The 26,465-nt window shown below is 42.5% G+C and carries 23 protein-coding genes, 2 rRNA genes and 1 riboswitch; of the genes, 21 read left to right on the forward strand and 4 right to left on the reverse strand.

Annotated elements, in window-relative coordinates; genetic code table 11:
• Positions 1 to 190 (forward strand): 23S ribosomal RNA (locus NON16_RS17515); the annotation flags it as partial.
• An 82-nt stretch (positions 191 to 272) separates the two neighbouring features.
• Positions 273 to 386, forward strand: a 5S ribosomal RNA gene (rrf, locus tag NON16_RS17520).
• 893 nt (positions 387 to 1,279) lie between these two features.
• Here the strand turns inward: rrf and NON16_RS17525 are convergent.
• On the reverse strand, positions 1,280 to 1,753 hold the full coding sequence (locus NON16_RS17525; protein WP_257350721.1) for a hypothetical protein: 474 nt from the start codon (positions 1,751 to 1,753) through the stop codon (positions 1,280 to 1,282).
• Between the two features lie 288 nt (positions 1,754 to 2,041).
• Between NON16_RS17525 and NON16_RS17530 the strand changes: the two genes are divergently transcribed.
• From NON16_RS17530 to purD, 14 genes are all read left to right on the forward strand, one after another.
• Positions 2,042 to 2,569, forward strand: a complete 528-nt coding sequence (locus NON16_RS17530; protein ID WP_257350801.1) for a DUF2179 domain-containing protein — start codon at positions 2,042 to 2,044, stop codon at positions 2,567 to 2,569.
• Between the two features lie 6 nt (positions 2,570 to 2,575).
• Entirely contained in the window at positions 2,576 to 2,776 is a 201-nt protein-coding gene (locus NON16_RS17535; RefSeq protein ID WP_257350722.1) for an NETI motif-containing protein, read from the forward strand.
• A gap of 76 nt (positions 2,777 to 2,852) precedes the next feature.
• A riboswitch (purine riboswitch) is annotated at positions 2,853 to 2,955 on the forward strand.
• 295 nt (positions 2,956 to 3,250) lie between these two features.
• Positions 3,251 to 3,739 carry a 5-(carboxyamino)imidazole ribonucleotide mutase gene (gene purE, locus NON16_RS17540; RefSeq protein WP_257350723.1) on the forward strand — a complete coding sequence of 163 codons (489 nt, stop codon included), beginning with the start codon at positions 3,251 to 3,253 and terminating at the stop codon, positions 3,737 to 3,739.
• Positions 3,736 to 4,887, forward strand: a complete 1,152-nt coding sequence (gene purK / locus NON16_RS17545) for a 5-(carboxyamino)imidazole ribonucleotide synthase (RefSeq protein ID WP_257350724.1) — start codon at positions 3,736 to 3,738, stop codon at positions 4,885 to 4,887. The genes purE and purK overlap by 4 nt, the downstream gene beginning before the upstream one ends.
• Positions 4,884 to 6,179 (forward strand): adenylosuccinate lyase, encoded by a 1,296-nt coding sequence (gene purB, locus NON16_RS17550; RefSeq protein WP_257350725.1) that lies wholly within the window; start codon positions 4,884 to 4,886, stop codon positions 6,177 to 6,179. Before purK ends, purB begins: the two co-directional genes overlap by 4 nt.
• Positions 6,180 to 6,209: 30 nt before the next feature.
• Positions 6,210 to 6,923: a phosphoribosylaminoimidazolesuccinocarboxamide synthase gene (purC, locus tag NON16_RS17555; protein ID WP_257350726.1), complete on the forward strand. Its 714-nt coding sequence runs from the start codon at positions 6,210 to 6,212 to the stop codon at positions 6,921 to 6,923.
• Between the two features lie 75 nt (positions 6,924 to 6,998).
• Complete coding sequence (purS, locus tag NON16_RS17560) at positions 6,999 to 7,253, forward strand: phosphoribosylformylglycinamidine synthase subunit PurS (protein ID WP_257350727.1); 255 nt, start codon at positions 6,999 to 7,001, stop codon at positions 7,251 to 7,253.
• Complete coding sequence (gene purQ / locus NON16_RS17565) at positions 7,250 to 7,933, forward strand: phosphoribosylformylglycinamidine synthase subunit PurQ (protein ID WP_257350728.1); 684 nt, start codon at positions 7,250 to 7,252, stop codon at positions 7,931 to 7,933. Before purS ends, purQ begins: the two co-directional genes overlap by 4 nt.
• Positions 7,917 to 10,145, forward strand: a complete 2,229-nt coding sequence (gene purL / locus NON16_RS17570; RefSeq protein WP_257350729.1) for a phosphoribosylformylglycinamidine synthase subunit PurL — start codon at positions 7,917 to 7,919, stop codon at positions 10,143 to 10,145. Before purQ ends, purL begins: the two co-directional genes overlap by 17 nt.
• Positions 10,121 to 11,545 carry an amidophosphoribosyltransferase gene (purF, locus tag NON16_RS17575; RefSeq protein ID WP_257350730.1) on the forward strand — a complete coding sequence of 475 codons (1,425 nt, stop codon included), beginning with the start codon at positions 10,121 to 10,123 and terminating at the stop codon, positions 11,543 to 11,545. Before purL ends, purF begins: the two co-directional genes overlap by 25 nt.
• 86 nt (positions 11,546 to 11,631) lie before the next feature.
• Entirely contained in the window at positions 11,632 to 12,672 is a 1,041-nt protein-coding gene (purM, locus tag NON16_RS17580) for a phosphoribosylformylglycinamidine cyclo-ligase (RefSeq protein WP_257350731.1), read from the forward strand.
• Positions 12,669 to 13,253 carry a phosphoribosylglycinamide formyltransferase gene (purN, locus tag NON16_RS17585; protein ID WP_257350732.1) on the forward strand — a complete coding sequence of 195 codons (585 nt, stop codon included), beginning with the start codon at positions 12,669 to 12,671 and terminating at the stop codon, positions 13,251 to 13,253. Before purM ends, purN begins: the two co-directional genes overlap by 4 nt.
• Positions 13,254 to 13,271: 18 nt before the next feature.
• Complete coding sequence (gene purH, locus NON16_RS17590) at positions 13,272 to 14,807, forward strand: bifunctional phosphoribosylaminoimidazolecarboxamide formyltransferase/IMP cyclohydrolase (RefSeq protein ID WP_257350733.1); 1,536 nt, start codon at positions 13,272 to 13,274, stop codon at positions 14,805 to 14,807.
• Between the two features lie 16 nt (positions 14,808 to 14,823).
• On the forward strand, positions 14,824 to 16,092 hold the full coding sequence (purD, locus tag NON16_RS17595; protein WP_257350734.1) for a phosphoribosylamine--glycine ligase: 1,269 nt from the start codon (positions 14,824 to 14,826) through the stop codon (positions 16,090 to 16,092).
• On the opposite strand, the gene NON16_RS25715 is transcribed toward purD, so the two are convergent.
• Both NON16_RS25715 and NON16_RS17600 read right to left on the reverse strand, forming a co-directional pair.
• On the reverse strand, positions 16,070 to 16,180 hold the full coding sequence (locus tag NON16_RS25715) for an EYxxD motif small membrane protein (protein ID WP_372508837.1): 111 nt from the start codon (positions 16,178 to 16,180) through the stop codon (positions 16,070 to 16,072). The two genes, purD and NON16_RS25715, sit on opposite strands and share 23 nt — an antisense overlap.
• 537 nt (positions 16,181 to 16,717) lie before the next feature.
• A complete protein-coding gene (locus NON16_RS17600; protein ID WP_257350735.1) occupies positions 16,718 to 16,978 on the reverse strand; it encodes a YgaP family membrane protein in 261 nt (86 codons plus the stop codon).
• A gap of 203 nt (positions 16,979 to 17,181) precedes the next feature.
• Between NON16_RS17600 and NON16_RS17605 the strand changes: the two genes are divergently transcribed.
• From NON16_RS17605 to NON16_RS17615, 3 genes are all read left to right on the forward strand, one after another.
• Positions 17,182 to 18,906, forward strand: coding sequence for an adenine deaminase C-terminal domain-containing protein (locus NON16_RS17605; protein WP_257350736.1), 1,725 nt, complete (start codon positions 17,182 to 17,184; stop codon positions 18,904 to 18,906).
• Positions 18,907 to 19,195: 289 nt separating this feature from the next.
• The gene (locus tag NON16_RS17610) at positions 19,196 to 20,263 is read left to right on the forward strand and encodes a DUF3048 domain-containing protein (protein ID WP_257350737.1); all 1,068 of its coding nucleotides are present in this window, start codon (positions 19,196 to 19,198) and stop codon (positions 20,261 to 20,263) included.
• A 19-nt stretch (positions 20,264 to 20,282) separates the two neighbouring features.
• Positions 20,283 to 20,579, forward strand: coding sequence for a YerC/YecD family TrpR-related protein (locus tag NON16_RS17615; protein WP_257350738.1), 297 nt, complete (start codon positions 20,283 to 20,285; stop codon positions 20,577 to 20,579).
• Positions 20,580 to 20,939: 360 nt separating this feature from the next.
• Here the strand turns inward: NON16_RS17615 and NON16_RS17620 are convergent, their stop codons facing one another.
• Entirely contained in the window at positions 20,940 to 22,688 is a 1,749-nt protein-coding gene (locus NON16_RS17620; RefSeq protein ID WP_257350739.1) for a methyl-accepting chemotaxis protein, read from the reverse strand.
• Between the two features lie 619 nt (positions 22,689 to 23,307).
• Here NON16_RS17620 and pcrB point away from each other — a divergent pair.
• Both pcrB and pcrA read left to right on the forward strand, forming a co-directional pair.
• Complete coding sequence (gene pcrB, locus NON16_RS17625; RefSeq protein ID WP_257350740.1) at positions 23,308 to 23,994, forward strand: heptaprenylglyceryl phosphate synthase; 687 nt, start codon at positions 23,308 to 23,310, stop codon at positions 23,992 to 23,994.
• Positions 23,995 to 24,216: 222 nt separating this feature from the next.
• Complete coding sequence (gene pcrA, locus NON16_RS17630; protein ID WP_257350741.1) at positions 24,217 to 26,448, forward strand: DNA helicase PcrA; 2,232 nt, start codon at positions 24,217 to 24,219, stop codon at positions 26,446 to 26,448.
• The last annotated feature ends 17 nt before the right edge of the window (positions 26,449 to 26,465 follow it).

The raw sequence follows: 26,465 nt of genomic DNA on the forward strand, positions 1-26,465 counted from the left end.
CATCGCTGGGTAGCTACGTGTGGACGGGATAAGTGCTGAAAGCATCTAAGCATGAAGCCCCCCTCAAGATGAGATTTCCCATCGCGTAAGCGAGTAAGATCCCTCAGAGATGATGAGGTTGATAGGTCTGGTGTGGAAGCGTGGCAACACGTGGAGCTGACAGATACTAATCGATCGAGGACTTAACCATATTTTTAACATCTTCGATGTGAACAAATTCAAGAATCCGTTATCTAGTTTTGAAGGAATGTGGGATTCCACAACTTCATATGTCTGGTGACGACGGCGAAGAGGTCACACCCGTTCCCATGCCGAACACGGAAGTTAAGCTCGCGCGCCAATGGTAATTGGGGGCTTCCCCCTGTGAGAGTAGGACGTCGCCGGGCACCAAAAAGGTGAAACGAAGATCCATCGTTTCATCTTTTTTTATGGAGAAAAACGACATAGCATGCGAGGGCTGGGAGGAACGAAGAGGTCAAGGAAACAAGGGAGTGACGCCCGCAGCGTATGAGATACGCGAGGACCGGCGCGAGTGCTGATGACGCCGAGATCTGAAGGTCATCGCAGTCCGAAGGCCGAACACGGAAGTTAAGCTCGCGCGCCAATGGTAATTGGGGGCTTCCCCCTGTGAGAGTAGGACGTCGCCGGGCCTCAAAGAGGTGAAACGAATAGTAATCGTTTCATCTTTTTTTGTGTAAAAAATCCCCTTTGGATAATAAACAAGGGTGTTTGGATAACAAACTCCCCATTTCGGATAACAAACAGGGGAAATCGGATAACAACATGATCTAATCACTTTGAAAAGGAAGAAACGAGCCCCACTCGTTTCCACCGATCTCATTTTTAGCGTGAAAAGTACGCGTAGGAACTTAAAATAGGGCAAAAAGGATGAATAATCACTTTTTTTATTCGATTGTGGGCTAAACGATTGTCATATCAGCTCTTATAGTAATTGCATTCCTAAAAGCCGTGACCGATATAATTCGATTCATGGCCGATATATGGTTTTCCCCTGCAGTTGTATGATTCTCAAACAGGATATTTACGCTGAAAACATCCATCTATTTAAAATAATCCTGTGTAAAAGCAAAAAAAGGTTCCTGACCAAGAAAGATAAGCCAACCCATCGCCCTGGCTGGCCCCTGAACTACTAGTCTGAGAATCAATGTGAGAGGAGGAAACGGGCTAACTCGTTTCCACTAAATCCTTTTAATGAGGTAATATTTCCGTCGAAGAGGTAATAGAGAATTAAGTCCTCAAGCTCCGCAGTCAAATGTTTCTACCTTATTTTCCCAGCAATTCCCTCATACCTGAAAGATTGAGCAAGCTTCATAATTTCTTCCTTACCAGTTGTGGGTGTGGTGGATGTTAGTATATAGGAGTGTTTGTCGTTTGTTGGATAGATGAAGTAGTAGCGTTGGAGAACTTCCATTGATTTAACATGTTCAAGCACAAAGCGGGTGTTTTCATAATGCCAGTCACTCATGATTTCATCTTGATGAAGCCCACCTTCAAAATTCCCGAAAATTTTATTATCAAAATAACCCTTATCAACATATTGAATTGTCCCGATTTCTTTTCCTTCGTTGTTAATGATCCATTTGTTTTCTTGGTTGGCTGTAACTATTTCATAAGATGAATCTCGATCTCCAGTACCATCCAATGAAACCGGGATAGATGGTACGGATGATCCGCAGGCAGTCAGAATGAGAAACAACAATAATGACATGATAGTGATAAATGAAAACTTCATTATGCACCTCCATAGTTCTTTCTACTATATAATTGCATTATAACAAGTTCAGGTAATTTTTGGTGGATTTTTTCTGATCTTCCCGACAAAGAGACAGTCCACTATGATGTAAAAAATTCTTAATATTTCTATTCTTTTTCTTTGGCTTTAATTCGTGCTATGCTAGGGATTACTATTATACAATAAAGAAGGCTTGGCTAGCATAAGCGCTCACCTTAGTTACGCTTATACTATAGAAAGATTTTTATGCGTTCGTACAATGAAAACGGCCTTGGAGGGTTGGCAGAGATGCTTGAAAACAGTTTTTCATTAATAGCGATCATCCTCATTATCAACATTGTGTATGTTTCATTCTTTACGATCCGAATGATTTTAACGTTAAAAGGACAGCGTTATCTTGCTGCGATTACAAGTGTATTCGAAGTTGTGGTTTATGTGGTTGGACTTGGTATTGTTCTTGACAATTTAAATGAGATTCAGAATTTGATTGCTTACGCGATCGGATATGGCCTAGGCGTCATTGTTGGCATGAAGATCGAGGAGAAACTTGCATTAGGATATATTACGGTGAACGTTATAACGAAGGAGTTCGATTCGGACATTCCAAATTCATTGCGTAATCGTGGATATGGTGTTACGAACTGGCTAGCAGACGGTCGAGAAGGACAACGATTAATGATGGAAATTTTAACCTCTAGAAAATCAGAGCATGACCTATATAATAGTGTGAAAGCCCTTGATCCGAAAGCGTTTATTATCTCTCATGAACCAAAGGCTTTTCATGGCGGGTTCTGGGTCAAAGCTATACGGAGGTAAGGTCAAATGGATAAGAAACCGAAGAAAAAGAAGTTCGAAATGTTGGAAAATGAACAGATTGCCGATTGCCTTGAGCGGATGAACCGGGAAGGGTATATGCCTGTACGAAGAATGGAAGAACCTGTCTTTCAAGAAATTAAGCGAAACGGCAAGAAAGAGGTAGAACATTTACGACAACGAGTCGTTTTTGAAGGTAAATTACAGTAAAATCCGAACATTTCATACAAAAATATAAAATAACGTTCGATTTTTCGTTGACACAGCTGTTTTTCCGTTGTTACAATAGAAGAGAAACAGCAATCCTCATATAATCTTGGGAATATGGCCCATAAGTTTCTACCCGACACCCGTAAAATTGTCGGACTATGAGGGAAAGCGAACGGTAAGCTCATTAGATATAAAAGAATCATTTGAGCGATGCCCAGGATTTATTATGCTTTCTCATGGCCATAGAGAAGTATATATATAATTCTGGGCTTTTTCTATGGATAAAAAGGTTCAAAAAGTCACCGACAGCCCATGTATCTGCCGATTAAAAGTGTACATGAGGAGGTAAACTTCCTCAGTACAACTTGTAGAGCGTTGATGCATGTACGGCTCGTTGGTAAACGGTGAATTTAGTCGACTTTTTGAACTTGTACTTTGAAGATGTATTCTGATCAAGAAAGGTTTGGTGGAGAGATGGAACCGTTAGTAGGCGTAATTATGGGAAGTACATCGGATTGGGAGACGATGAAACATACGTGTGATGTGCTGGATGAGCTTGAAGTCCCATATGAAAAGCAAGTTGTATCCGCGCATCGAACACCGGATCTAATGTTCGAATATGCAGAACAGGCTAGAGATAAAGGATTAAAAGTGATCGTTGCCGGTGCAGGCGGGGCAGCTCATTTACCTGGAATGGTTGCTGCGAAGACGACATTGCCTGTGATCGGTGTACCCGTTCAATCGAGAGCGCTCAACGGACTTGACTCACTATTATCGATCGTGCAAATGCCTGGTGGAGTACCTGTTGCAACTGTTGCGATTGGTAAAGCAGGAGCAACGAACGCAGGATTACTTGCAGCACAAATTCTTGGGACGCAAATGGAAGAGGTTGCTGCAGCTTTACAAAAACGCCAGGAAGCAATTCGACTAAAGGTAATGGAAAGCAGTGGTGACTTACAATGACAAAGCCAATCGTACCCCCTCAGACAATTGGAATCTTAGGTGGCGGACAGCTTGGGCGGATGATGGCGATTGCTGCAAAGGAAATGGGTTTCAAAGTTGCTTCCGTTGATCCAACAAAAGGCTCACCATGTGGATTGATAGCAGATATTGAAATTGTCGGTGATTATGCAAGTGAAGAAGCACGGGATAAGCTTGCTGAAGTAAGTGACGTAATCACCTACGAGTTTGAAAATGTAGATCTCGAGACAGCGAACTGGCTTGAGAAAAATCACCACTTACCCCAAGGAAGTAATCTTTTAAAAGTCACACAAGACCGTGCCGAAGAGAAAGCGACACTTGAATCAATTGGGGTGAAAGTAGCACCCTATGAACTTGTATCAAACGAAACACAGCTTAACGCTGCACTCGAAAAGATTGGTTATCCGTCGATTTTAAAAACCACTAGGGGTGGATACGACGGGAAGGGACAAGTCATTCTTGATACACCTGAACATATCGAAATGGCTCATAAATTGATCGAAGACGAGGTTCCATGTGTTTTAGAGAAGAAGATCTCTTTTATAAAAGAAATCTCGGTTATCGTGGCCCGTAATGTCTACGGCGATATCGAAACATTCCCTGTTGCAGAGAACATTCACCGCGATAACATTTTATATGAATCAATCGTACCGGCACGAATTACGGAAGAGAGTCTAGAAAAAGCAAAGTTCATGGCGATTCAAATTGCCGAGGGCTTGAATCTTGTCGGAACGCTTGCAGTTGAAATGTTTTTAACAGAGGATATGGACATTTATATTAATGAGCTTGCACCAAGGCCGCATAACTCAGGGCATTATACAATTGAGGGTTGTGTGTTCTCACAATTCCAGCAGCATATTCGTGCCATTTGTGGGTGGAAGCTAGGAAAGCCGACGTTAGTAAAGCCGAGCGTAATGGTTAACCTGCTTGGTGAAGAAGCACATCACATTCTAAATGTTGCACCCCTTTTTGATAATGTTCATCTCCATCTTTATGAAAAGGAAGAAGCGAAAGAAAAGCGGAAGATGGGGCATTTTACGATAATAGATGATTCACTGAATGATGCAGTTGAAAATGCCGAAACAATTGCTCTAAACTTACAAAAACATAACTTGGAGGAAGTCAAATGATTGAACGTTATACACGACCTGAAATGCGAGAAATTTGGACCGAGGAAAATAAATTCAAATCATGGTTAGAAGTTGAGATTCTAGCTTGTGAAGCTTGGGCGGAGCTTGGGGATATCCCGAAAGAAGACGTTGTAAAGCTTCGGGAGAAGGCATCCTTTGATATCAATCGAATCCATGAAATCGAGGAACAAACTCGTCATGATGTTGTGGCTTTCACTCGCGCGGTTTCGGAAACGTTAGGTGAAGAACGAAAGTGGGTTCATTACGGACTTACGTCAACAGATGTTGTTGATACGGCACTATCCCACTTAATCAATCAGGCAAATGATATTTTACTTCAAGATATTGAACGATTTGTTAATGTTTTAAAGGAAAAAGCACAGGAACATAAATATACGATCATGATGGGACGTACACATGGTGTGCATGCAGAGCCTACGACGTTCGGTTTAAAATTAGCACTATGGTACGAGGAAATGAAGCGCAATCTAGAACGATTTAAACAGGCTTCAGAAGGAATCCGCTACGGAAAGCTTTCAGGAGCTGTCGGAACGTTTGCCAACATTCCACCTTTTATTGAGGAATATGTTTGTGAAAAGCTTGGATTAAACCGAGCGCCAATCTCAACACAAACGTTGCAACGTGATCGTCACGCACACTACATTTCAACGCTTGCATTAATTGCGACGTCAATTGAGAAATTCGCAACGGAAATTCGCGGGCTTCAGAAGAGTGAAACACGTGAAGTAGAAGAGTTTTTCGCAAAAGGTCAAAAAGGGTCGTCAGCTATGCCGCATAAGCGCAACCCAATTGGTTCTGAGAACATGACAGGACTTGCAAGAGTGATTCGCGGCCATATGGTGACATCTATGGAGAACGTTTCCCTCTGGCATGAGCGTGATATTTCACACTCGTCAGCAGAGCGAATTATCATTCCAGATAGCACAAGCCTTCTTAATTACATGCTGAACCGTTTCTCAAATATCGTGAAAAATTTAACGGTATATCCGGATAATATGAAGCGCAACATGGAGCGAACATACGGATTGATTTATTCCCAGCGTGTCTTGCTCTCCCTTGTTGATAAAGGATTGAGTCGTGAAGAAGCGTATGATCTCGTTCAACCAAAAACGATGGAAGCATGGGAAAAGGGCATTCAGTTTAGAGAATTGGTTGAAGCAGAAACGCGCATTACAGAAATGTTAACGCCAGACGAAATCAATGATTGCTTCGATTATAACCATCACATGAAGGAAGTCGACAGCATTTTTAAACGTGTCGGATTAGCATAATCACTCTAAAAACCTAGAGGAGGAACACGAATGGAGAAACGAGCACTGCTGTATGAGGGGAAAGCAAAATTTATCTATGAAACGTCTGATTCTGAAGTCGTTTGGATCGAATATAAGGACGAAGCAACAGCATTCAATGGTGAGAAGAAATCAAGGATTGAAGGCAAAGGTAAGCTGAACAACGTCATTTCATCTCTATTGTTTGAAATGCTACGCGAAAAGGGCGTCGAGTCTCACTTTATCAAAAAGCTTTCTGAAACCGAGCAGCTAGTGAAAAATGTTCAGATCATTCCGCTTGAAGTGGTTGTTCGAAACGTAGCGGCAGGCTCACTCGCCAAACGCCTCGGGATGGAAGAAGGAACAGTGCTTCCAGAGACAATCGTTGAGTTTTACTATAAAAATGATGACCTCGGTGATCCTCTATTAACAAAGGATCATATCCGAATTCTCGGACTCGTTGAGGAGACAGAACTAGCATTACTACGACAAAAAGGGCTTGCAGTAAACGAGGTTCTTGCGCCGTATTTTAAAAGCCTAAACATTGACCTCATTGACTTTAAGCTTGAGTTTGGAATTGATGCGAACGGTCATGTACTACTGGCCGATGAAATTTCACCGGACACGTGCCGGCTATGGGATTCTGAAACGAAGCAAAAGCTGGATAAAGACGTGTTTCGAAGAGATCTTGGTAGCTTGACAGAAACGTATACAAAGCTTTTGGAACGATTGACGCTAGTTCGTTGACAAGCGTTTTGTAAATAATTCGAAGGCATCAGATCACAACGATAAAACAATCATTTCGGGGAGGATATATCGATTATGTATAACGTTAAAGTGTTTGTCACATTAAAGGAAAGCGTATTGGATCCACAAGGAGGAGCGGTTAAGGACTCACTCCACCGTCTATCTTATCAATCAGTTGAGGATGTTCGGATCGGGAAGTACATTCAGTTGACGATTAAAAAAGAAGACGGAGATATCAATCAACAAATCCGTGAAATATGTGAAAAGCTGTTGGCGAACACAGTCATTGAAGATTATACGTATGAAATCGAGGAGGTCGTCTCCCAGTGAAATTTGCAGTCCTCGTTTTTCCAGGGTCAAACTGTGACTTAGATATGTACCATGCAATCAAGGATGAACTTGGGGAAGAGGTCGAATACGTCTGGCACGATGATTCTGATTTAAGTCAGTTCGACGGTATTCTCATCCCTGGTGGATTCTCTTATGGAGATTACTTGCGCGGCGGTTCGATCGCTCGTTTTTCTAACATTATGAACTCCATCTATGAAGCGAACAAACAAGGGAAGCCGATTTTAGGGGTGTGTAATGGTTTTCAAATTTTACTAGAGGCAGGATTGTTACCGGGCGCAATGCAGCGGAACGAAAGGCTGAAATTCATCTGCCGTCATGTAGACCTTGTTGTTGAACACAATGATTCAATGTTTACAAACGAGTATGACAAGGGCGAAGTAATCTCAGTACCTGTCGCGCACGGTGAAGGAAACTATTATTGTGATGAAGCTACGTATGAGAAATTACTAGAAAACAATCAAATCGCATTCAGATATAAGGAAAACATTAATGGATCACGGCACCAAATCGCAGGTATTACAAATGAGAGAGGCAACGTACTTGGGATGATGCCACACCCTGAACGTGCTGTTGATACATTACTTGGAAGTGCTGATGGACTTAAACTATTCAAATCGATCGTCAAAAGCTGGAGGGAAGCACATGTCGTATCCTCATGAACCTACAGAACAAATCATCAAGGAACAAAAGCTGTATCAGGAAATGGGCTTGAGTGATGAAGAATTCGTTATGGTCGAATCAATCCTCGGCCGTCTTCCAAACTATACGGAAACGGGTTTATTTTCAGTAATGTGGTCAGAGCATTGCAGCTATAAGAACTCTAAGCCAGTGCTACGCAAGTTCCCAGTTGATGGACCACGTGTTCTACAAGGACCTGGTGAAGGTGCTGGAATCGTGGATATCGGTGACGATCAAGCGGTTGTTTTTAAAATCGAAAGTCATAACCATCCGTCTGCAATCGAGCCTTATCAAGGGGCTGCAACGGGTGTTGGCGGAATCATCCGTGACGTGTTTTCCATGGGTGCGCGTCCTATTGCGCTCCTTAACTCGCTGCGTTTTGGTGAACTTTCATCGGATCGTGTAAAGTACTTGTTCGAAGAGGTTGTTGCAGGAATTGCAGGCTATGGAAACTGTATCGGGATTCCAACAGTTGGCGGTGAAGTTCAATTTGATGCTTCATACGAAGGCAACCCGCTTGTTAATGCAATGTGTGTCGGTATCATCGACCATAAGGATATTCAAAAGGGTCAGGCAAAAGGAATTGGGAACTCGGTCATGTATGTCGGCGCTCGTACTGGTCGCGATGGAATACATGGCGCCACATTTGCATCTGAAGAACTGAATGATGCGTCTGATGAAAAGCGTCCAGCAGTCCAAGTCGGTGACCCGTTCATGGAAAAGCTTTTACTTGAAGCATGCCTTGAACTTATTCAATGTGACGCACTTGTTGGTATTCAAGATATGGGTGCGGCTGGCTTAACGTCTTCTTCAAGTGAGATGGCAAGTAAATCAGGTACCGGAATCGAGATGAACCTTGATCTCGTGCCACAACGTGAAACGAACATGACGCCATATGAAATGATGCTTTCTGAATCACAGGAACGGATGCTTATTGTTGTGGAAAAGGGACGAGAAAACGAAATCGAGGCGATCGTTGAAAAGTGGGGTCTTGAAGCGGTTGCGATCGGTCACGTTATCGAAGAGAAAGAGTTGCGTCTTACACACAAAGATGAAGTAGTAGCAAGTGTACCTGTTGATGCTTTAGCAGAGGAAGCACCGGTTTACAATAAGCCAAGCGCGGTACCGGCTTATTACGAAGAATTTCAGAAACAAGCTTCCTATGTTCCGAGTGTAATGGATTACAAGGACACATTATTACAATTGCTTGCCCAGCCTACAATTGCAAGTAAGTCGTGGGTGTTCGATCAGTATGATCATATGGTAAAAACGAGCACGGTCGTCTCTCCTGGATCGGATGCTGCTGTCGTTCGACTTCGTGGAACGCGTAAAGCGCTAGCGATGACAACTGACTGTAACTCTCGCTATTTATATCTCGACCCTGAAGTCGGTGGAAAAATTGCGGTTGCAGAAGCTGCACGTAACATCGTTTGTTCTGGAGGCGAACCTCTTGCGATCACCGATTGCTTGAACTTTGGGAACCCTGAGAAACCAGAAATCTTCTGGCAGCTTGAGAAAGCAGTTGAAGGAATGAGCGATGCATGCCGTAAGCTTTCAACACCTGTTATAGGTGGAAACGTTTCCCTTTATAATGAAACAAATGGAGTCGCTGTCTATCCAACACCGGTAGTTGGAATGGTTGGTCTTGTTCATGATCTCGACCATGTGACGACTCAATCGTATAAAGAAGCCGGAGACGTCATTTATATGATTGGTGAAACAAAGCCGGAATTCTCCGGAAGTGAATTACAAAAGCTACTGGAAGGCTCGATTTCAGGTAAGGCTCCAGAGCTTGATTTGGAGAAAGAACTCGCGTACCAATCTCAGCTTTTAAGTGCGATTCAAGCGGGTATTGTTCAATCCGCTCATGACATTGCTGAAGGCGGATTAGCAGTTGCCGCAGCGGAAAGCATGATCGATACAGAGCTAGGTGCTTCTTTTACTGTATCAGGTGATGAGCTGGCAGCTTTGTTTAGTGAATCTCAGTCGCGTTTTCTTGTAACTGTGAATCCAGAAAACGTTGAAGAATTCGAGCGTTTAGTAAAAGATGCAACGGCGATCGGTGTCGTACTGGATCGATCTGTTTTACGAATCGAAACCTCTGAAGGGAAAGAGCTTGTTTCAGCTTCACTCAAGGAGTTAGAGACAGCTTGGAAAGGAGCTATTCCATGCTTGCTGACATCAAAGGTTTAAACGAAGAATGTGGCGTATTTGCAGTCTGGGGACATCCCGAGGCTGCTCAGCTCACTTATTATGGGCTGCACAGTCTTCAGCATCGTGGGCAAGAAGGTGCTGGAATCGCGGTTACAGATGGAGAACAGGTTCGTTTTCATAAATCAAAAGGTCTCGTAACGGAAGTGTTCAACCAAGGAGAACTGTCGACACTTTCTGGAAATTCAGCAATCGGTCATGTTCGCTATTCAACAGCTGGCGGCTCAGAATATGCCAATATTCAACCACTTGTGTTCCAATCCCAGCGAGGAGCTTTAGCACTCGCTCATAATGGAAACCTTGTCAATGCTAACGGACTGAAGCATCAACTTGAGGCACAAGGAAGTATTTTTCAAACGACATCTGATACAGAGGTCCTTGCTCATCTTATTAAGCGTAGTGGGTTTATCGATCTTCGGGATCAGGTGAAAAATGCGCTGACAATGATCAAAGGTGCTTATGCGTTTGTAATTATGACGGAAAAAGGGATCATGGCGGCACTCGATCCTAATGGAATGCGACCACTTTCTATTGGTAAAATTGGCGATGCCTACGTAGTGGCATCAGAGACATGTGCATTCGATGTGATCGGTGCGGAATTCGTTCGTGATGTTCAACCAGGTGAACTATTAATCATCGACGATTCTGGAATTGAAAGTGATTCATTCACTACCTCTACGAATCGTGCGATGTGCAGTATGGAATACATTTACTTTTCAAGACCGGATAGTAGTATTGATGAAATTAACATCCATGCAGCTCGTAAAAATCTTGGGAAACGACTTGCAGATGAAGCATTTGTTGAGGCCGACGTCGTAACCGGGGTACCTGACTCGAGTATTTCGGCAGCGATCGGATATGCGGAAGCAGCAGGAATTCCGTATGAACTTGGTTTAATCAAAAATCGCTATGTCGGGCGGACGTTCATTCAGCCTTCTCAAGCTTTACGTGAGCAGGGAGTAAAGATGAAGCTTTCACCAGTGCGAGGCATTGTTGAGGGCAAACGTGTCGTGATGGTCGATGATTCGATTGTACGTGGAACGACAAGTCGACGAATCGTGCAAATGCTACGGGATGCTGGTGCGAAAGAGGTTCACGTTCGAATTAGTTCGCCGCCAATCGCTCATCCGTGTTATTACGGAATTGATATTTCCTCTAAGGATGAATTGATCGCTTCAAATCGATCCGTGGAGGAAATTCGCGAAATTATTGGCGCTGATTCACTTGAGTATTTGAGCGTTGACGGTATGATGGGATCAATCGGCAGAAACCCGCATGAGCAAAATTGCGGACAATGCCTCGGATGTTTCACAGGAAAATACCCAACGGAAATCTATCCAGATACTGTTTTACCACACGAGAAAGAGCTCGTTTATAAATAGGGAAGATTTACGTCCGTAAATCTACTATTTTCAATAAAACTCTAATCAAAGTAGCTTTTTTCATTTCTTATCAAGGAGGCGTTCGAATGGCACAAGCATACAAAAGTGCAGGAGTCGATGTTGAGGCGGGGTACGAAGCTGTCAACCGTATGAAAAAGCACGTGAAGGAAACGATGCGCCCAGAAGTTCTCGGAGGAATTGGTGCATTCGGCGGGATGTTCGACCTGTCAAAGCTGAACATGAAAGAGCCTGTCCTCGTTTCTGGAACCGATGGGGTTGGGACGAAGCTGATGCTCGCGATTCAGATGGATAAGCATGATACGATCGGTATCGACGCGGTTGCCATGTGCGTAAACGACATCGTAGCCCAAGGGGCTGAGCCTCTTTACTTTCTAGATTATATTGCATGTGGAAAGCTTGATCCTGAAAAAGTAGAACAGATCGTAAAAGGAATCACAGATGGATGTAAACAATCTGGAGCTGCACTGATCGGTGGCGAAACAGCTGAAATGCCTGGCATGTACGACGAATCGGATTACGATCTTGCCGGTTTTACTGTAGGAATTGCAGAGAAATCGAAGCTGATCAACCCGGATAATGTTCAAAAAGGCGATGCTTTGGTCGGGATCGCATCAAGTGGTATTCATAGCAACGGTTACTCATTAGTTCGAAAAGTGCTTTTCGAACAAGCGGACTACGGTTTAAATCAAACGTTTGATCAGCTCGATAAAACATTAGGTGAAGAGCTTCTGACACCGACAAAAATCTATGTGAAGCCAGTTCTTGACGTTTTAAAATCACACCAAATATCCGGAATTGCCCATGTTACAGGCGGCGGTTTCATCGAAAATATTCCGCGTATGCTTCCAGAAGGTCTTGCGGCAGAGGTCGATTTCGGCTCGTGGCCAATTCCTGCAATTTTCTCAATCATAGAAGAGGCAGGCAACCTGTCTAAGAATGATATGCTTGGCACATTTAATATGGGTATCGGAATGGTTCTAGCGGTTAAAAATGAACAGGCTACTGAAATCATTCGTTCTCTTGAAAAAAGCGGAGAAAAAGCTTACTTGATCGGTCGAGTAAAAGAAGGAGAAGGAATCACGTTTGGTGGAGGGGCAACTGAATGAAAAACATCGCCGTCTTTGCCTCGGGTTCAGGGACCAATTTTCAGGCAATCTTAGATTCAATTGAAAGCGGACACTTAAAAGCGAACGTGACACTTCTCGTATGCGACCGACCTAAAGCAGCTGTAATCGAACGTGCTGAACGAAACAACATCCCGACCTTTGTATTCTATCCGAAGGAATTCCCGAGTAAGACTGCCTTTGAATCACTTATTATCGAAGAGCTGAAGCAGGCAGAGGCTGAACTCGTTGTATTGGCTGGGTACATGAGATTGATCGGAGAAACACTGCTTTCTGAATATGAAGAGAAAATCATCAATATCCATCCTTCGCTATTACCGGCTTTTCCGGGGAAGGATGCGATTGGACAAGCACTAGAAGCAGCGGTAAATGAAACGGGAGTCACAGTTCATTATGTCGACAGGGGCATGGATACTGGACCGATTATTGAGCAAGTTTCTATCGGGGTCAATATTGATGATACAAAGGCAGATCTAGAACAACGAATCCATAAAGTTGAACATGAGCTCTATCCAAAGGTTATTCAGGACCTATTACATTCCGAATTAATGAACAACAAATAGAAAGGGGCTAGGCAGAGCATGAAGCGTGCACTCATCAGTGTCTCGAACAAAGAAGGGTTGATACCGTTTGTCGAGGGTCTTACTCAACAAGGGGTCGAAATCGTATCAACAGGTGGAACGAAAAAGGCGATAGAGGAAGCAGGACTAAGCGTAATCGGTATTTCCGAAGTGACCGGCTTTCCGGAGGTTATGGATGGGCGTGTGAAAACATTACACCCGATGATCCATGGTGGGTTGCTTGCGATTCGAGACAACGAAGAACATCAAAAGACGCTTACAGAGTATGGCATCCAACCAATTGACCTAGTCGTCGTAAACCTGTATCCATTTAAAGAAACGATTTCTCGATCAAACGTCAGCTATGAAGAAGCCATTGAAAACATTGATATTGGCGGTCCAAGCATGCTGCGCGCTGCTGCTAAGAACCATCAATATGTAACCGTTGCAACGGACCCGGCAGACTACGGTTTGATTCTCGGTGAATTAAAGCTAAATGGTGCGGTAGAAATTGAAACACGTAAACGCCTAGCTGCAAAGGTTTTCCGTCATACAGCAGCCTACGACGCACTAATCGCACAATACTTAACGGACGCTTCAGGAGAGGAATATCCTGAAACGTATACGGTGACCTATGAGAAAAAGCAAGCCCTTCGTTATGGGGAAAATCCTCATCAACAGGCAGCTTTTTATGAGGAACCGATCGGCGCATCTTCATCGATTGCAAAAGCGATTCAATTACACGGAAAAGAGCTATCATATAATAATATTAACGATGCAGATGCTGCGTTAGAGATGATCCGAGAATTTGAAGAACCAGCTGTCGTAGCAGTAAAGCACACGAATCCATGCGGCGTAGGAGTTGGAACGAAATTAACGGAAGCATATGATCAGGCATACGAAGCTGATCCAGTATCAATCTTTGGAGGAATCGTAGCAACAAACAAGCAAATCGATGCTGAGACAGCACAAAAGATGAGGGAGATCTTCCTTGAAATCATTATTGCTCCAGCCTACACAGAGGAAGCGTTAACGATTTTAAAAGAGAAGAAGAACCTGCGACTGCTTCAAGTTCCAGTCGATTCAAATTCTGATCAGGTATCCAACCGAGTACGCACAGTTTCTGGTGGCGCACTTGTTCAGCAAGAGGACCGTCATGGGCTCGAACAATCCGAATTAAAGGTAGCAACAAAACGCGAGCCTACGGACAAAGAATGGGCCGACTTAACGCTTGCTTGGAAAATCGTTAAGCATGTAAAGTCTAACGCGATTGTGCTTGCGAAAGATAACCGCACGACTGGAATTGGCGCTGGACAAATGAACCGCGTCGGTGCTGCGAAAATCGCTATTGAACAGGCAGGAGAAAATATTGAAGGTTCTGCACTCGCTTCTGATGCATTTTTCCCAATGAATGATACAGTTGAAGCGGCTGCAAAGGCAGGGGTAACGGCAATCATACAACCTGGTGGGTCCATTCGTGATCAGGAATCGATTGATAAAGCGGACGAATACGGAATCGCAATGGTCTTAACGGGCATACGTCATTTCAAACATTAAGCGGGGGGATTTTACAATGAACGTTCTCATTATCGGAAAAGGTGGACGTGAGCATGCAATTGCATGGAAAATGGCTCAAAGTAAAAAAGTAACGACCGTTTATGTTGCGCCAGGAAACGCTGGAATGAAGGACGTTGCAACCTGTGTGCCAATTGAAGAGTCTGCACAAGATCAACTAATTGATTTTGCGAAAAAAGAACAAATCGACTTAACGGTTGTTGGACCTGAACAACCATTGCTTGATGGGCTTGTTGATCGTTTTCAAGAAGAAGGGCTGCGTGTTTTCGGACCGAATCGAGCTGCAGCTCTCATTGAAGGTAGTAAATCGTACGCAAACGAATTAATGCATAAATACGATCTTCCAACCGCAGAATCCGCCACATTTACCGATTACGAAGAGGCAACGAAATATGTGCGTCAAAAAGGAGCACCCATTGTAATTAAAGCAGACGGACTTGCAGCAGGAAAAGGCGTCGTTGTTGCGATGACAATGGATGAAGCGGAGGCTGCCCTAGAGAGCATGATGGTCGAATCTAAGTTTGGTGAAGCGAGTACGAAGGTCGTCATCGAAGAATTTTTACAAGGGGAAGAATTTTCGCTGATGGCATTTGTTCATGGCACAACCGTCTTACCTATGGTGATTTCTCAAGACCATAAACGGGCACATGATGGAGATATGGGGCCGAATACGGGTGGAATGGGTGCTTACTCTCCTGTTCCTCATATTTCGAATGAAGCAGTGGATAACGCGATTGACACCGTCTTGCAGCCAATGGCAGATGCGCTTGTAAAAGAAGGCACACCATTTACAGGAATTTTGTATGCTGGCTTAATGTTAACGGATCAAGGTCCTAAAGTGATTGAATTCAATGCACGCTTTGGTGATCCAGAAACACAAGTCGTTTTACCGCGTCTTAAAAATGATTTGTTTGAGGTCATGACAGGCTTGTTAAATGAAGAGTCAGTTAAGCTTGAATGGGCTGACACTTGCTATGTGGGAGTCGTATTAGCATCAGGAGGATATCCAGGGACCTATCAAAAGGGTGTGGCAATCGAAGGGTTAAGTAAGCTCTCTTCAGAAACACTCGTCATCCACGCTGGAGTTAAAGAAAAGGATGGCCAATTACTGTCAGATGGCGGCAGAATCCTTCTCGTCGCTTCAAAAGGAAAGTCACTTGAAGAGGCTGAACGTACCGTTTACGATGAGATGTCTAAAGTGAGCTGTGAGGGCAGCTTTTACCGAAATGATATCGGTCACCGTGCTATTTCGGCGCTTTCTTCTTAACCATAAAATAATAAAGTGCAACGATACTTCCAATAATCATCGCAAGTACAAACAACGTATGTGTCGCATATTCCATAAATATGTTCATTAAGAATCACCTACAAGTTAGTGTATTTTTCACGGGTTGACCTTAAGGGTAGAATGTGTTCATTTTTGAATGAACCTACACCTAGAGGTCACCCTTTTTTTTGCTGCTTCAGCGTCCAGGTACTCGAGGTCGCTTCTGCTTCTCTTAAAAGATAAAAAAGTATTAAATTTTGCTACACAGATGCAATGTCTAGATCCAGCGCCCAGGTACTCGAGATCGGTTCGATTCTTCCACAAACACAAAAAGCGTGTTGTGCTGCAGAATCTCCAGCGCTTGTCGTACCTGAACAGAGCGTTTACGCTTTTCTTAAGAGTAAAGAAAGTATAAAAGTTTGCGGCATGGATGTAATGTCCAGCTTCAGCGCCCAACCACTTGGATCACTTCAGGCCTCCTGCGGCGGCAACAGCCTCCTCGTCGGTCTTCCAGTGACCTTCGTGGCTAAGCAGCGCGCTTGCGCTTTTCTTANCTGCGGCGGCAACAGCCTCCTCGTCGGTCTTCCAGTGACCTTCGTGGCTAAGCAGCGCGCTTGCGCTTTTCTTAAGATGGGTTGATCGGTGACCCTTTCTTCGTTAAGGAAGTTAAGTCCATCTCATTTAACTTTTGACCCCGCTCATATAAATCGGTCACCGGACAGTATTTAGTAATCCCTTCACCGACTTTCATTGCACCACAAAGGACCATGAAAATATAACTTTGTCTGTGGGGTTTTCGACCGAGTCGAGCCGCCGAACAAGCGACCAACGTAAGTCCGAGTGTAATCCGAATCAATGCGTTTAAGGTTCCAATATTAGGTTTCAATTTAATCTTCTCCTTTCCTTGATTCCTGTAGGTATTAGACGGATTATGGTAATATGATACAAAAAGACTGTAAAGTGCATCTGGTAAATGAAGGGTAACACCTTAAACGCTACACTGGTTCACATCGTGTGGCCCAAACGTCGAAAGGACTGACTTCTGGTTACCACGGATGATTGCACCTTTACATAATCCGGGGTGAAATGATGACACAAAATATTATACATTGGACAAAGCAACAGCTACGTACTCATTTGCAGGTCATTCAAGGTGAAGTAGCACCTACACTTGTCCTGCAAAATGCTACATATTTGAATCATGTCTTAAAACAATGGTTGAAGATGAACATATGGATCTATGAGGATCGCATCGTTTATGTGGGAAGTAAGATGCCTAAGAACCAAGATGGTTGTAAGGTCGTGGAATGCGAGAATAAATTCGTCGTCCCAGGTTACATCGAACCTCATGCCCATCCATTTCAACTTTATAATCCCCAGACCTTTGCTCATTATTCAGCAAAGAGGGGAACGACGACATTTGTAAATGACAATTTAATGCTATTGCCACTCCCTACTGAAAAAGCACTTTCTTTTATGACAGACATCAATACATTGCCTTACAGCTTTTTTTGGTGGTGCCGTTACGATTCCCAGACTAAATTACAAAACGAATCTGAAGTATTTTCAAAAGAAATGTTCAACTCGTTCCTTGATCATCCGTATGTAATTCAGGGTGGTGAATTAACAAACTGGCCGGCTGTGTTGAAAGGCGATGATCAAACGCTCCATTGGATGCAGGAGACAAAGCGAAGAGGGTTAAAGGTGGAAGGACACTTACCGGGAGCGTCGGAACGGACCTTAACGAAAATGTCCGTGCTCGGAATTGATTGTGACCATGAGGCAATGACAGGTGAAGAGGCTGTTACGAGAATGACACTCGGGTACACAACTTCGCTTCGATATTCATCAATACGACCGGACCTTCCAGAAATAATTGAGGAAATGCTGGATCTTGGTGTTAAAAACTTTGACCGCGTGCTAATGACATCGGATGGTTCTACTCCAACCTTTTACAAAGAGGGTGTGACCGATGCAATGATTCGGATTGCGATTGAAAAAGGGGTCCCAGTTGAGGACGCTTATGGAATGGCTTCGTATAATGTTGCCCGTCATTATGGAATGGATCATTTGTACGGAATGATCGCACCGGGAAGAGTTGCAAACTTAAATGTACTTGACGACCCGTTAGACCCAACCCCAACAGGCGTGTTATCGAAAGGCCTCTGGATAGGTGATGATTCAGAAGAAACATTTGCCTGGGAGAAGTATGATATGAAGCCCTTGCACCTTGACTGGAGTCTTTCAAAAGAGGACTTGCGCGTTACATCGCCAGTCGGAATCAATATGGTGAACGCCGTTATTACAAAGCCTTATCGTTCAGAGTTAAAGCAAACAGAAGGTGAGCTCTCTACCGAACATGATGAATGTTTTTTATCACTTATAGATAAAAATGGGACATGGCAACTGAATACAATGTTAAAAGGGTTTGCAACAAGGGTTTCAGGGTTTGTGAGTTCATACTCGAACAGCGGTGACATTATACTAATAGGAAAACGAAAACAAGACATGATTACAGCATTTAATCGAATGAAAGAGCTCAGAGGCGGTATCGTTCTCGTTGAAAATGGGAAAGTGGTATGTGAAATACCATTACCATTAAACGGTGGATCTTCACTAGAATCAATGGAAGTGATTATGGAACAGCAAGCACAACTGGTGGTGTCATTAAAAGAGAGAGGATATGCCTTTATCGATCCGATTTACAGCCTTTTATTTTTCGCGTCGACACATCTTCCGTATATCCGGATCACACCGAGTGGAATGGTTGATGTGATGAAAAATGAGGTACTCTTTCCTGTCGTAATGCGTTAAACTGTAAAAGAGATGAAGTTTAAAAGATCACCAAAGGATAAACGGCGAATTTCTGCGTTACTCGGTTTTTCCGGACTTGCACATTTAAAAGGTCACTAAGGGCTCATGTACCTGCGTTTAAAAGTATACTCCAGGATGTAAGCTTTCTCGGTACAACTCGTAGCTTATATGCAAGTACCGCTCGTGGCTATCAGGATGTTCGGGATTTAGTGTTAGTGATATTCGTCGACTACTTAAACATATATGTAGAGAGAAAGGTTCAACTAAAGGGGAAATAGGGGTGTTTAACATGAAGAAACAAGGGTTGTTTGTTACGTTTATCGTAGCTCTATTTCTTATGCTTTCCGCCTGTCAAACAAAGGAGACCTCAACCAACGCAGATAAGAAAGGTACAGAAGATCCAAAGAAAGAAACGAAGAAAGAAGAGCAGCAGCCGAAAGAGGAAAATAAGGAGCCAGAGTTTGCTTACACCTTCCCGTTAACTGGGAAAGATACAAATGAGGCGGTAATAAATCGTGTGGTTGGAATCATGGTAAACAATTCACCAAAGGCACGTCCTCAATCCGGTTTACATAAAGCGGATGTGGTTTATGAAGTACTTGCTGAAGGGCGGATTACGAGGTTTCTTGCTTTGTTCCAAAGTCAAAAGCCTGAAAAGGTTGGTCCAGTTCGAAGCGCTCGAGATTATTATGTACGTTTAAGCAACGGCTTTGATGCGATTTATGTTCATCATGGCTGGAGTCCATCAGCAAAGGAAATGCTTTTGGGAGGAAATATTGATTCATTAAATGGACTTTATTATGACGGAACCCTCTTTAAACGTGTTTCATTTCGAAAGGCACCACACAATTCATACATTACCTTTGACAATATTTTAAAAGAATCAAAAAAGCAGAAATATGAACTCAAACAAGAAATTCCTTCCCTCCCTTTTTTAACAAAAGAAGAGGTAAAATCAATTGAAGGAGATCCAGCGAAAACGCTTTCGATTTCTTATGGCGATTATTATAAGGTAGAATATAAGTATCAACCTGAGAAAGGAACCTATATCCGCTTTTCAGATAGCGAGCAAACAGTAGATCGTGAAACAGAAACACCAATAGAATTAGCCAATGTGATGGTCGTTGAAGCGCACCATCGTGTTATTGATAGCGTTGGCCGTCGCCAGATCGACCTGCAGAGTGGAGGAAGTGCTTTGTTATTCCAGCAGGGGAAAGTTCAACAAGTAAGCTGGGTGAATAAGAACGGACGAATTATCCCTAAAGTCGATGGGAAAGTTGTGGCGTTTGCACCCGGTCAAATCTGGATAAACTTAGTTCCAGCACCAGACATGGATAAGGATGTAAACTGGAAATAAGGTATGGAGGAGGAATAGAATGCAAATTGATAAGCTTAGAGGGAAAACACTAGATCAATTATTTGATGCCATATTATCATTAAAGGATCGCGAGGAATGCTATCGATTCTTTGATGATCTAGCGACAATTAATGAAATCCAATCCCTTGCCCAACGTCTAGAAGTTGCTCGTATGCTGCGTGAAGGGTATACGTATCATAAAATTGAAGACGAAACTGGAGCGAGTACAGCAACGATTTCCCGAGTAAAACGTTGTCTGAATTACGGTAATGATGCATACGAATTGACGCTAAATCGTGTTCATGAAAAATTATAACCTTCTTGAGTGAAGTCGACGCCCGCAGCCAAAACATGGCTGTAGGGCGTTTTTTACCGGAATTTTTTAAACAACTTCTATAAGGGGTAGCGTCAGGGAATTTACATTTATCTTAACTTCGATGTGAGAACTGTTAGAGAAACTAGGCTTTTTTTGTTTACCAGGAACAGTCTCTTTCGTAAATGGAAAGTTGAACCTCCTTCTATTAGGAGCTTAAAGCGAATGATTGACTCTGCCACTGATACTTTTGAAAAGAGCTTATATCAAATGACACATCAGCAATTATCTGCTAAGACCTGCACTCAGGAATCAATAAAAAACATTAAAAGACCCGAGAAACTTGTCTCGGGCAAATTTTAATTACACTTTAAATTGTTCATTGAGTTGTTTCAACTCATTTGATAATTCCATTAGTTCTTTTGATTGACCATTGATCTCATCTGTAGCGGCACTCATTTGTTGAGTTGAAGCAGAAACTTCCTCTATTCCAGCAGAGTTCTCTTCTGAAACAGCCGCTATTTCTTCAATATCGCTCTTTATACTATCTTGTCTATTTAAGACATTTTCAAGCTGGAAGGACATTTTATCAATAAGGGTATTCATTGAGAAGATAGTCTCTGAAATTTCACTAAAAGTTACACCTGTCTCATTTAATTTAGTTCTACCTTCAGAGGTAATGGTTAAACTATTGTTTAACATGGTAACCATCTCTTTTGAACTATTTTTAACTTTACTTACAATACCATTAATCTTTCTTACAGAATTGGATACCTGTTCAGCCAACTTTCTTACCTCATCAGCAACAACTGCGAAACCTCTTCCATGTTCTCCAGCTCGAGCTGCTTCGATTGCTGCATTTAAGGCTAGGAGATTGGTTTGCTCCGCTATATCGCTAATAAACGTTACTAGATCGGTTACTTTGTTTGTATTCTTTTCTAACTCATCCATTCTCGTTACAGCTTGCTCAACTGTTTCAAAAATCTTTTCCATTCCTTGCTTTGAGTTATCCATGAGTCTAGAGCCAACTTCTGTTCGATCAGAGATCAAAAGAGAGGAATCCTTAATTTGGCGGCCATGTTCATTGGTTGTTTGGATTAACTCGGAGAACTCATTCATTTTCTCTAGCATGGTTGTTGTACTCGTTGCTTGTGTTTCAGCTCCAGAAGCCATTTCTTCCATAGTTGTAGCAATTTGATTAGAGCCTTCATTAACCTCTAATGAAGTTTGATTTAAGCGATTGCTTTGTTCATTAACTTGTATAGATAGGGATTGGATTTTACCCACCATTGTTTCAAGTGTTTCAGTCATATTCTGCATTACATGTCCGAGCTGACTAATTTCATCTTTAGATTTTAAATGTAGTTCAGAAGCAGCAATCTTTGCTGATTTGATATCTCCTTCAGAAATTAAAGATGCGACTTCGCTTAATTTGGTTAATGGATCAAGTTTCTTTTTTAAGAAGATATTTAGTAAAACTAACACAATACCTAGCGAAACTAGAGAAATAATTAGGAAAATAGGTAAGGAGTTTTTAAGTACCTGGTTAGAAATAGAATTCACATCAGAAGCATCAATGTCAATGCCGATTATCCCTATCACTTTTCCATCTTTATCTTTAAGTGGGGCGAAAGCGGATAAGTAACTACCGTATTCAGGATCATGTACAATTTTTGTGCTGCTAGTTCCTCCATTTAAAACAGGTGTTACATCATCAAGGGTAGTTGATGTCGTAATCTCTCCAATATCGCTTGCCAAATCAGAACTTTTTGGTTGCCCATCAATCATTATCTTTACGTTCTTTTCTTCATCTACGAGTAGAGTGTATAAGTATAGAGCTCCAATTTTTTCTCTATAATCATCAAGAGCGTTCCGGAGTTTCCAATAATCATCATTAGATTCCGGATTATCTAAGAAAACTTTATATTCTTCTTTATTAAAGCTCTCTGCAACCCTACTTGCATGTAAAATACTTGTCTCTTGTATAGTCTTCTCAGCAGAAGAAATAGTATTGAAATATAAATATCCGCTATACATGATAAAAATTAGACCTAATAATGCTAATAAAAATATAGATAATGTTTTTCTTAAAGATTTGCCCCTTTTTTTCAAGGTTATTCCCCCTATATGATTTGAAATATAAAGTATATATCGGGTATGTTGATAAAAGATTAAGTGCCTTTATCCGTAATGAGAATAATTCGTCGGAAAATCTGGAATTCATCTGTACTGAGAATCATTCAAGTAAAAGATTCAGGACACCAGGATAACAGGTCAAATGTAGTTTTTTTAACAAGTAAAGAAAGTATAAAAGTTTGCGGCATGGATGTAATGTCCAGCTTCAGCGCCCAACCACTTGGATCACTTCAGGCCTCCTGCGGCGGCAGCAGCCTCCTCGTCGGTCTTCCAGTGACCTTCGTGGCTAAGCAGGGCGCTTGCGCTTTTCTAATATGGATTTCCTTAACATTGTAAATCCGCATTTTCCTGACTCTGCTCTACAAGGGCCATTTGAAATCTCATTTTTATGAACGATAATCAAAGTATATGAGCGATTATACATTATGTGGAAAATGCGATTCTTCTACTCGCCCTACTGTACGCCTCTATACAGAAAATTCCCTATCTCCACAAAGTACCATCGCAATTTCTAGCTTTGTTCATCGTGTGTTGTTTTTACCGTCTGCTATTTCTGTTATAATCCTAAAGGAAGTGTAAATTAGGAGGATCGACAATGTTTGAATATAGAGAATGGAAGCACGTATTCAAGCTTGACCCAAATAAAGAGATCACACCTGAAATGCTTGATGCTGTTTGTGAATCAGGTACAGATGCTGTAATTGTTGGCGGCAGTGATGGTGTGACGCTTGAAAATACAATTGATCTGCTTTCGAGAATTCGAAAGCATACCGTTCCGTGTGTACTCGAGGTATCGAACATTGAATCGATCACACCGGGATTTGATTATTATTTTGTACCCAGTGTCTTAAACAGCACGAATCCTGATTGGATCGTTGGACTTCATCGTGAAGCAATTAAAGAATACGGGGATCTTATCAATTGGAATGAGCTTGTGGCAGAAGGCTATTGTATTGTGAACAAGGATTCGAAAGCGGCTAAGCTTTCAGAAGCAGATACAAACCTTGAAAATGAGGATATTCTGGCCTATGCCCGAATGTCAGAGCGGATGTTCCGGCTTCCGGTTTTTTATTTGGAATACAGTGGTACATATGGAGACGTTGAACTCGTTAAAGACATTAGTACCGTTTTAGATAAGACCCAGTTCTTTTACGGTGGCGGAATTAAAGATGATAATCAAGCCCGTGAGATGGCACAATTTGCAAATACAATCGTTGTAGGGAACGTAATCTATGAGGATCTTAATGCAGCGTTACGTACGGTTCGCGTTGTAAAAGGCTAGATTGTGTTTTTTACACGTTAAGAAAGTAAAAAAGTTTGCTTCATAGATGTACTGTCTAGTTTCAGCACCCAACCCCTCGGATCACTTCAGGTCCACTGCGGCGGCGACAGCCTCCTCGTTGACCTTCCAATGACCTTCGGTGCTGAACAGGGTGCTTGCGCTTTTCTTATAATTTAGGATAAACTGAAAATAAGAACATATGTTTGTTTAGGTGGTGGAAACATGCAACAAATTGTAGAACGATTATTGACCGGATTGAATCCAGAACAGAGAAAGGCCGTCAAGCATACAGACGGACCTCTATTAATTATGGCCGGTGCTGGTAGTGGAAAGACACGTGTTTTGACGCACCGCATTGCCTATTTACTCGTGGAAAAGGGTGTGGCGCCATGGAACATCCTTGCAATCACGTTTACGAATAAAGCATCAAGAGAAATGCAATCGAGAGTTGCGGCAATTACAGGTCCAGTAGCGGAAAATATTTGGATTTCAACCTTCCACTCGATGTGCGTACGGATTTTACGGCGGGATGCAGATAGGATTGGAATTAACCGGAACTTTACTATACTTGATTCAACTGACCAATTATCGGTCATAAAGCGAGCATTGAAAGACCTCAATCTTGATTCGAAAAAGTTCGATCCAAGGAGCATTCTTGGGACAATTAGCTCAGCTAAAAACGAATTGAAAACAGCTTCCCAATTTCAAAAGACAACGGCCGGCGTATATGAAGAAGTGGCTGGGGATGTTTACGAGGCTTATGAGAAACAGCTTCGCAAAAACCATGCCCTTGACTTTGACGACCTAATTATGTCTACCATTCGTTTATTTGAACGTGTACCTGAAGTGCTTGAATATTATCAGCGTAAATTTCAATACATTCATGTCGATGAGTACCAGGATACGAACCGAGCACAGTACGTTCTTGTTAATCTATTAGCCGACCGGTTCCGAAATCTTTGTGTAGTAGGGGACTCCGATCAATCGATCTATAAATGGCGTGGTGCCGATATCGCAAATATTTTATCATTTGAAAAAGATTATTCGGATGCAGAAGTCATTTTACTTGAACAAAACTATCGCTCCACAAAGCGAATTTTACAAGCAGCGAACGAGGTTATTCATAACAACGCCGGACGGAAGCCGAAGAATCTATGGACAGAAAATATCGACGGACAGAACATTCATTATTATTCGGGTGATACCGAACATTCCGAGAGCTATTTTGTTGTCGGTAAGATCAAAGAAATGATGCAAGATGGTACTCGGAAGCCGACTGATGTAGCCATTCTCTACCGAACGAACGCCCAGTCCCGTGTGATGGAGGAAGCACTTGTCAAATCCAATATTACGTACACCATCGTTGGGGGTACGAAGTTCTATGACCGAAAAGAGATCAAGGATATTTTGGCTTATCTCCGCTTAATTGCAAACCCTGATGATGATATTAGCTTGATTCGAATTATTAATGTTCCAAGGCGTGGAATTGGTGCTTCAACTGTGGATAAAATTGTCCAATATGCAGCAGACCATGACCTTTCAATGATGGATGCTCTCGGTGAAATTGAACAGATTGGATTAAGTGCGCGATTTGTAAATGCTCTTTCAGATTTTAGAAACCAATTGATGAACTGGTCAAAAATGCAGGAATACCTTTCTGTAACAGAGTTGACCGAAGAAGTTCTTGAGAAGACGGGTTACAAGGATATGCTGAAAAATGAAAAGACCATCGAAGCACAAAGCCGTCTTGAAAACCTTGATGAATTTTTATCGGTAACACAGGAATTTGAAAAGCGTAACGAAGATAAGAGTCTGATCGCCTTTTTAACAGACCTGGCACTCGTTGCTGATATAGATAAAATGGACGAAGATAACAATGAGAAGGAACAAAAAAAAGACGGTGTTGTCTTAATGACCCTTCACTCTGCCAAAGGACTCGAGTTTCCAGTCGTCTTTCTTATGGGGCTGGAAGAAGGAATATTCCCGCATAGCCGCTCCCTTTTTGAAGAGGATGAAATGGAGGAAGAACGCCGACTTGCTTATGTTGGAATTACCCGAGCAGAGGAAGAACTATACTTAACCAACGCTAGAATGCGCACACTATACGGTAAAACAACTAGCAATGCGCCTTCACGTTTCATTAATGAAATCCCTGCAGAGCTGGTTGAATCGTTAAATGAAGAAGAACAAAAAGCGGTTCCTTGGATGACATCGAGCAACAAACCGAACAATGCACAACAGCGTCGTTCGTCCCACCGAATTGCCCCTGTCAAATCGGGTGGTGAAGGACTGGATTGGCGTGTTGGAGATAAGGCGAAGCACGGTAAATGGGGTATCGGAACCGTTGTTAGCACAAAAGGCGAAGGTGAATCGTTAGAGCTTGATATCGCTTTCCCTCAACCAACAGGTATCAAACGATTACTAGCTAAGTTTGCCCCGATTGAAAAGTCGTAAAACGTGAGTGAAGAGAG

Source organism: Pseudalkalibacillus decolorationis, assembly GCF_024609785.1.
Lineage (GTDB): Bacteria > Bacillota > Bacilli > Bacillales > Fictibacillaceae > Pseudalkalibacillus > Pseudalkalibacillus decolorationis.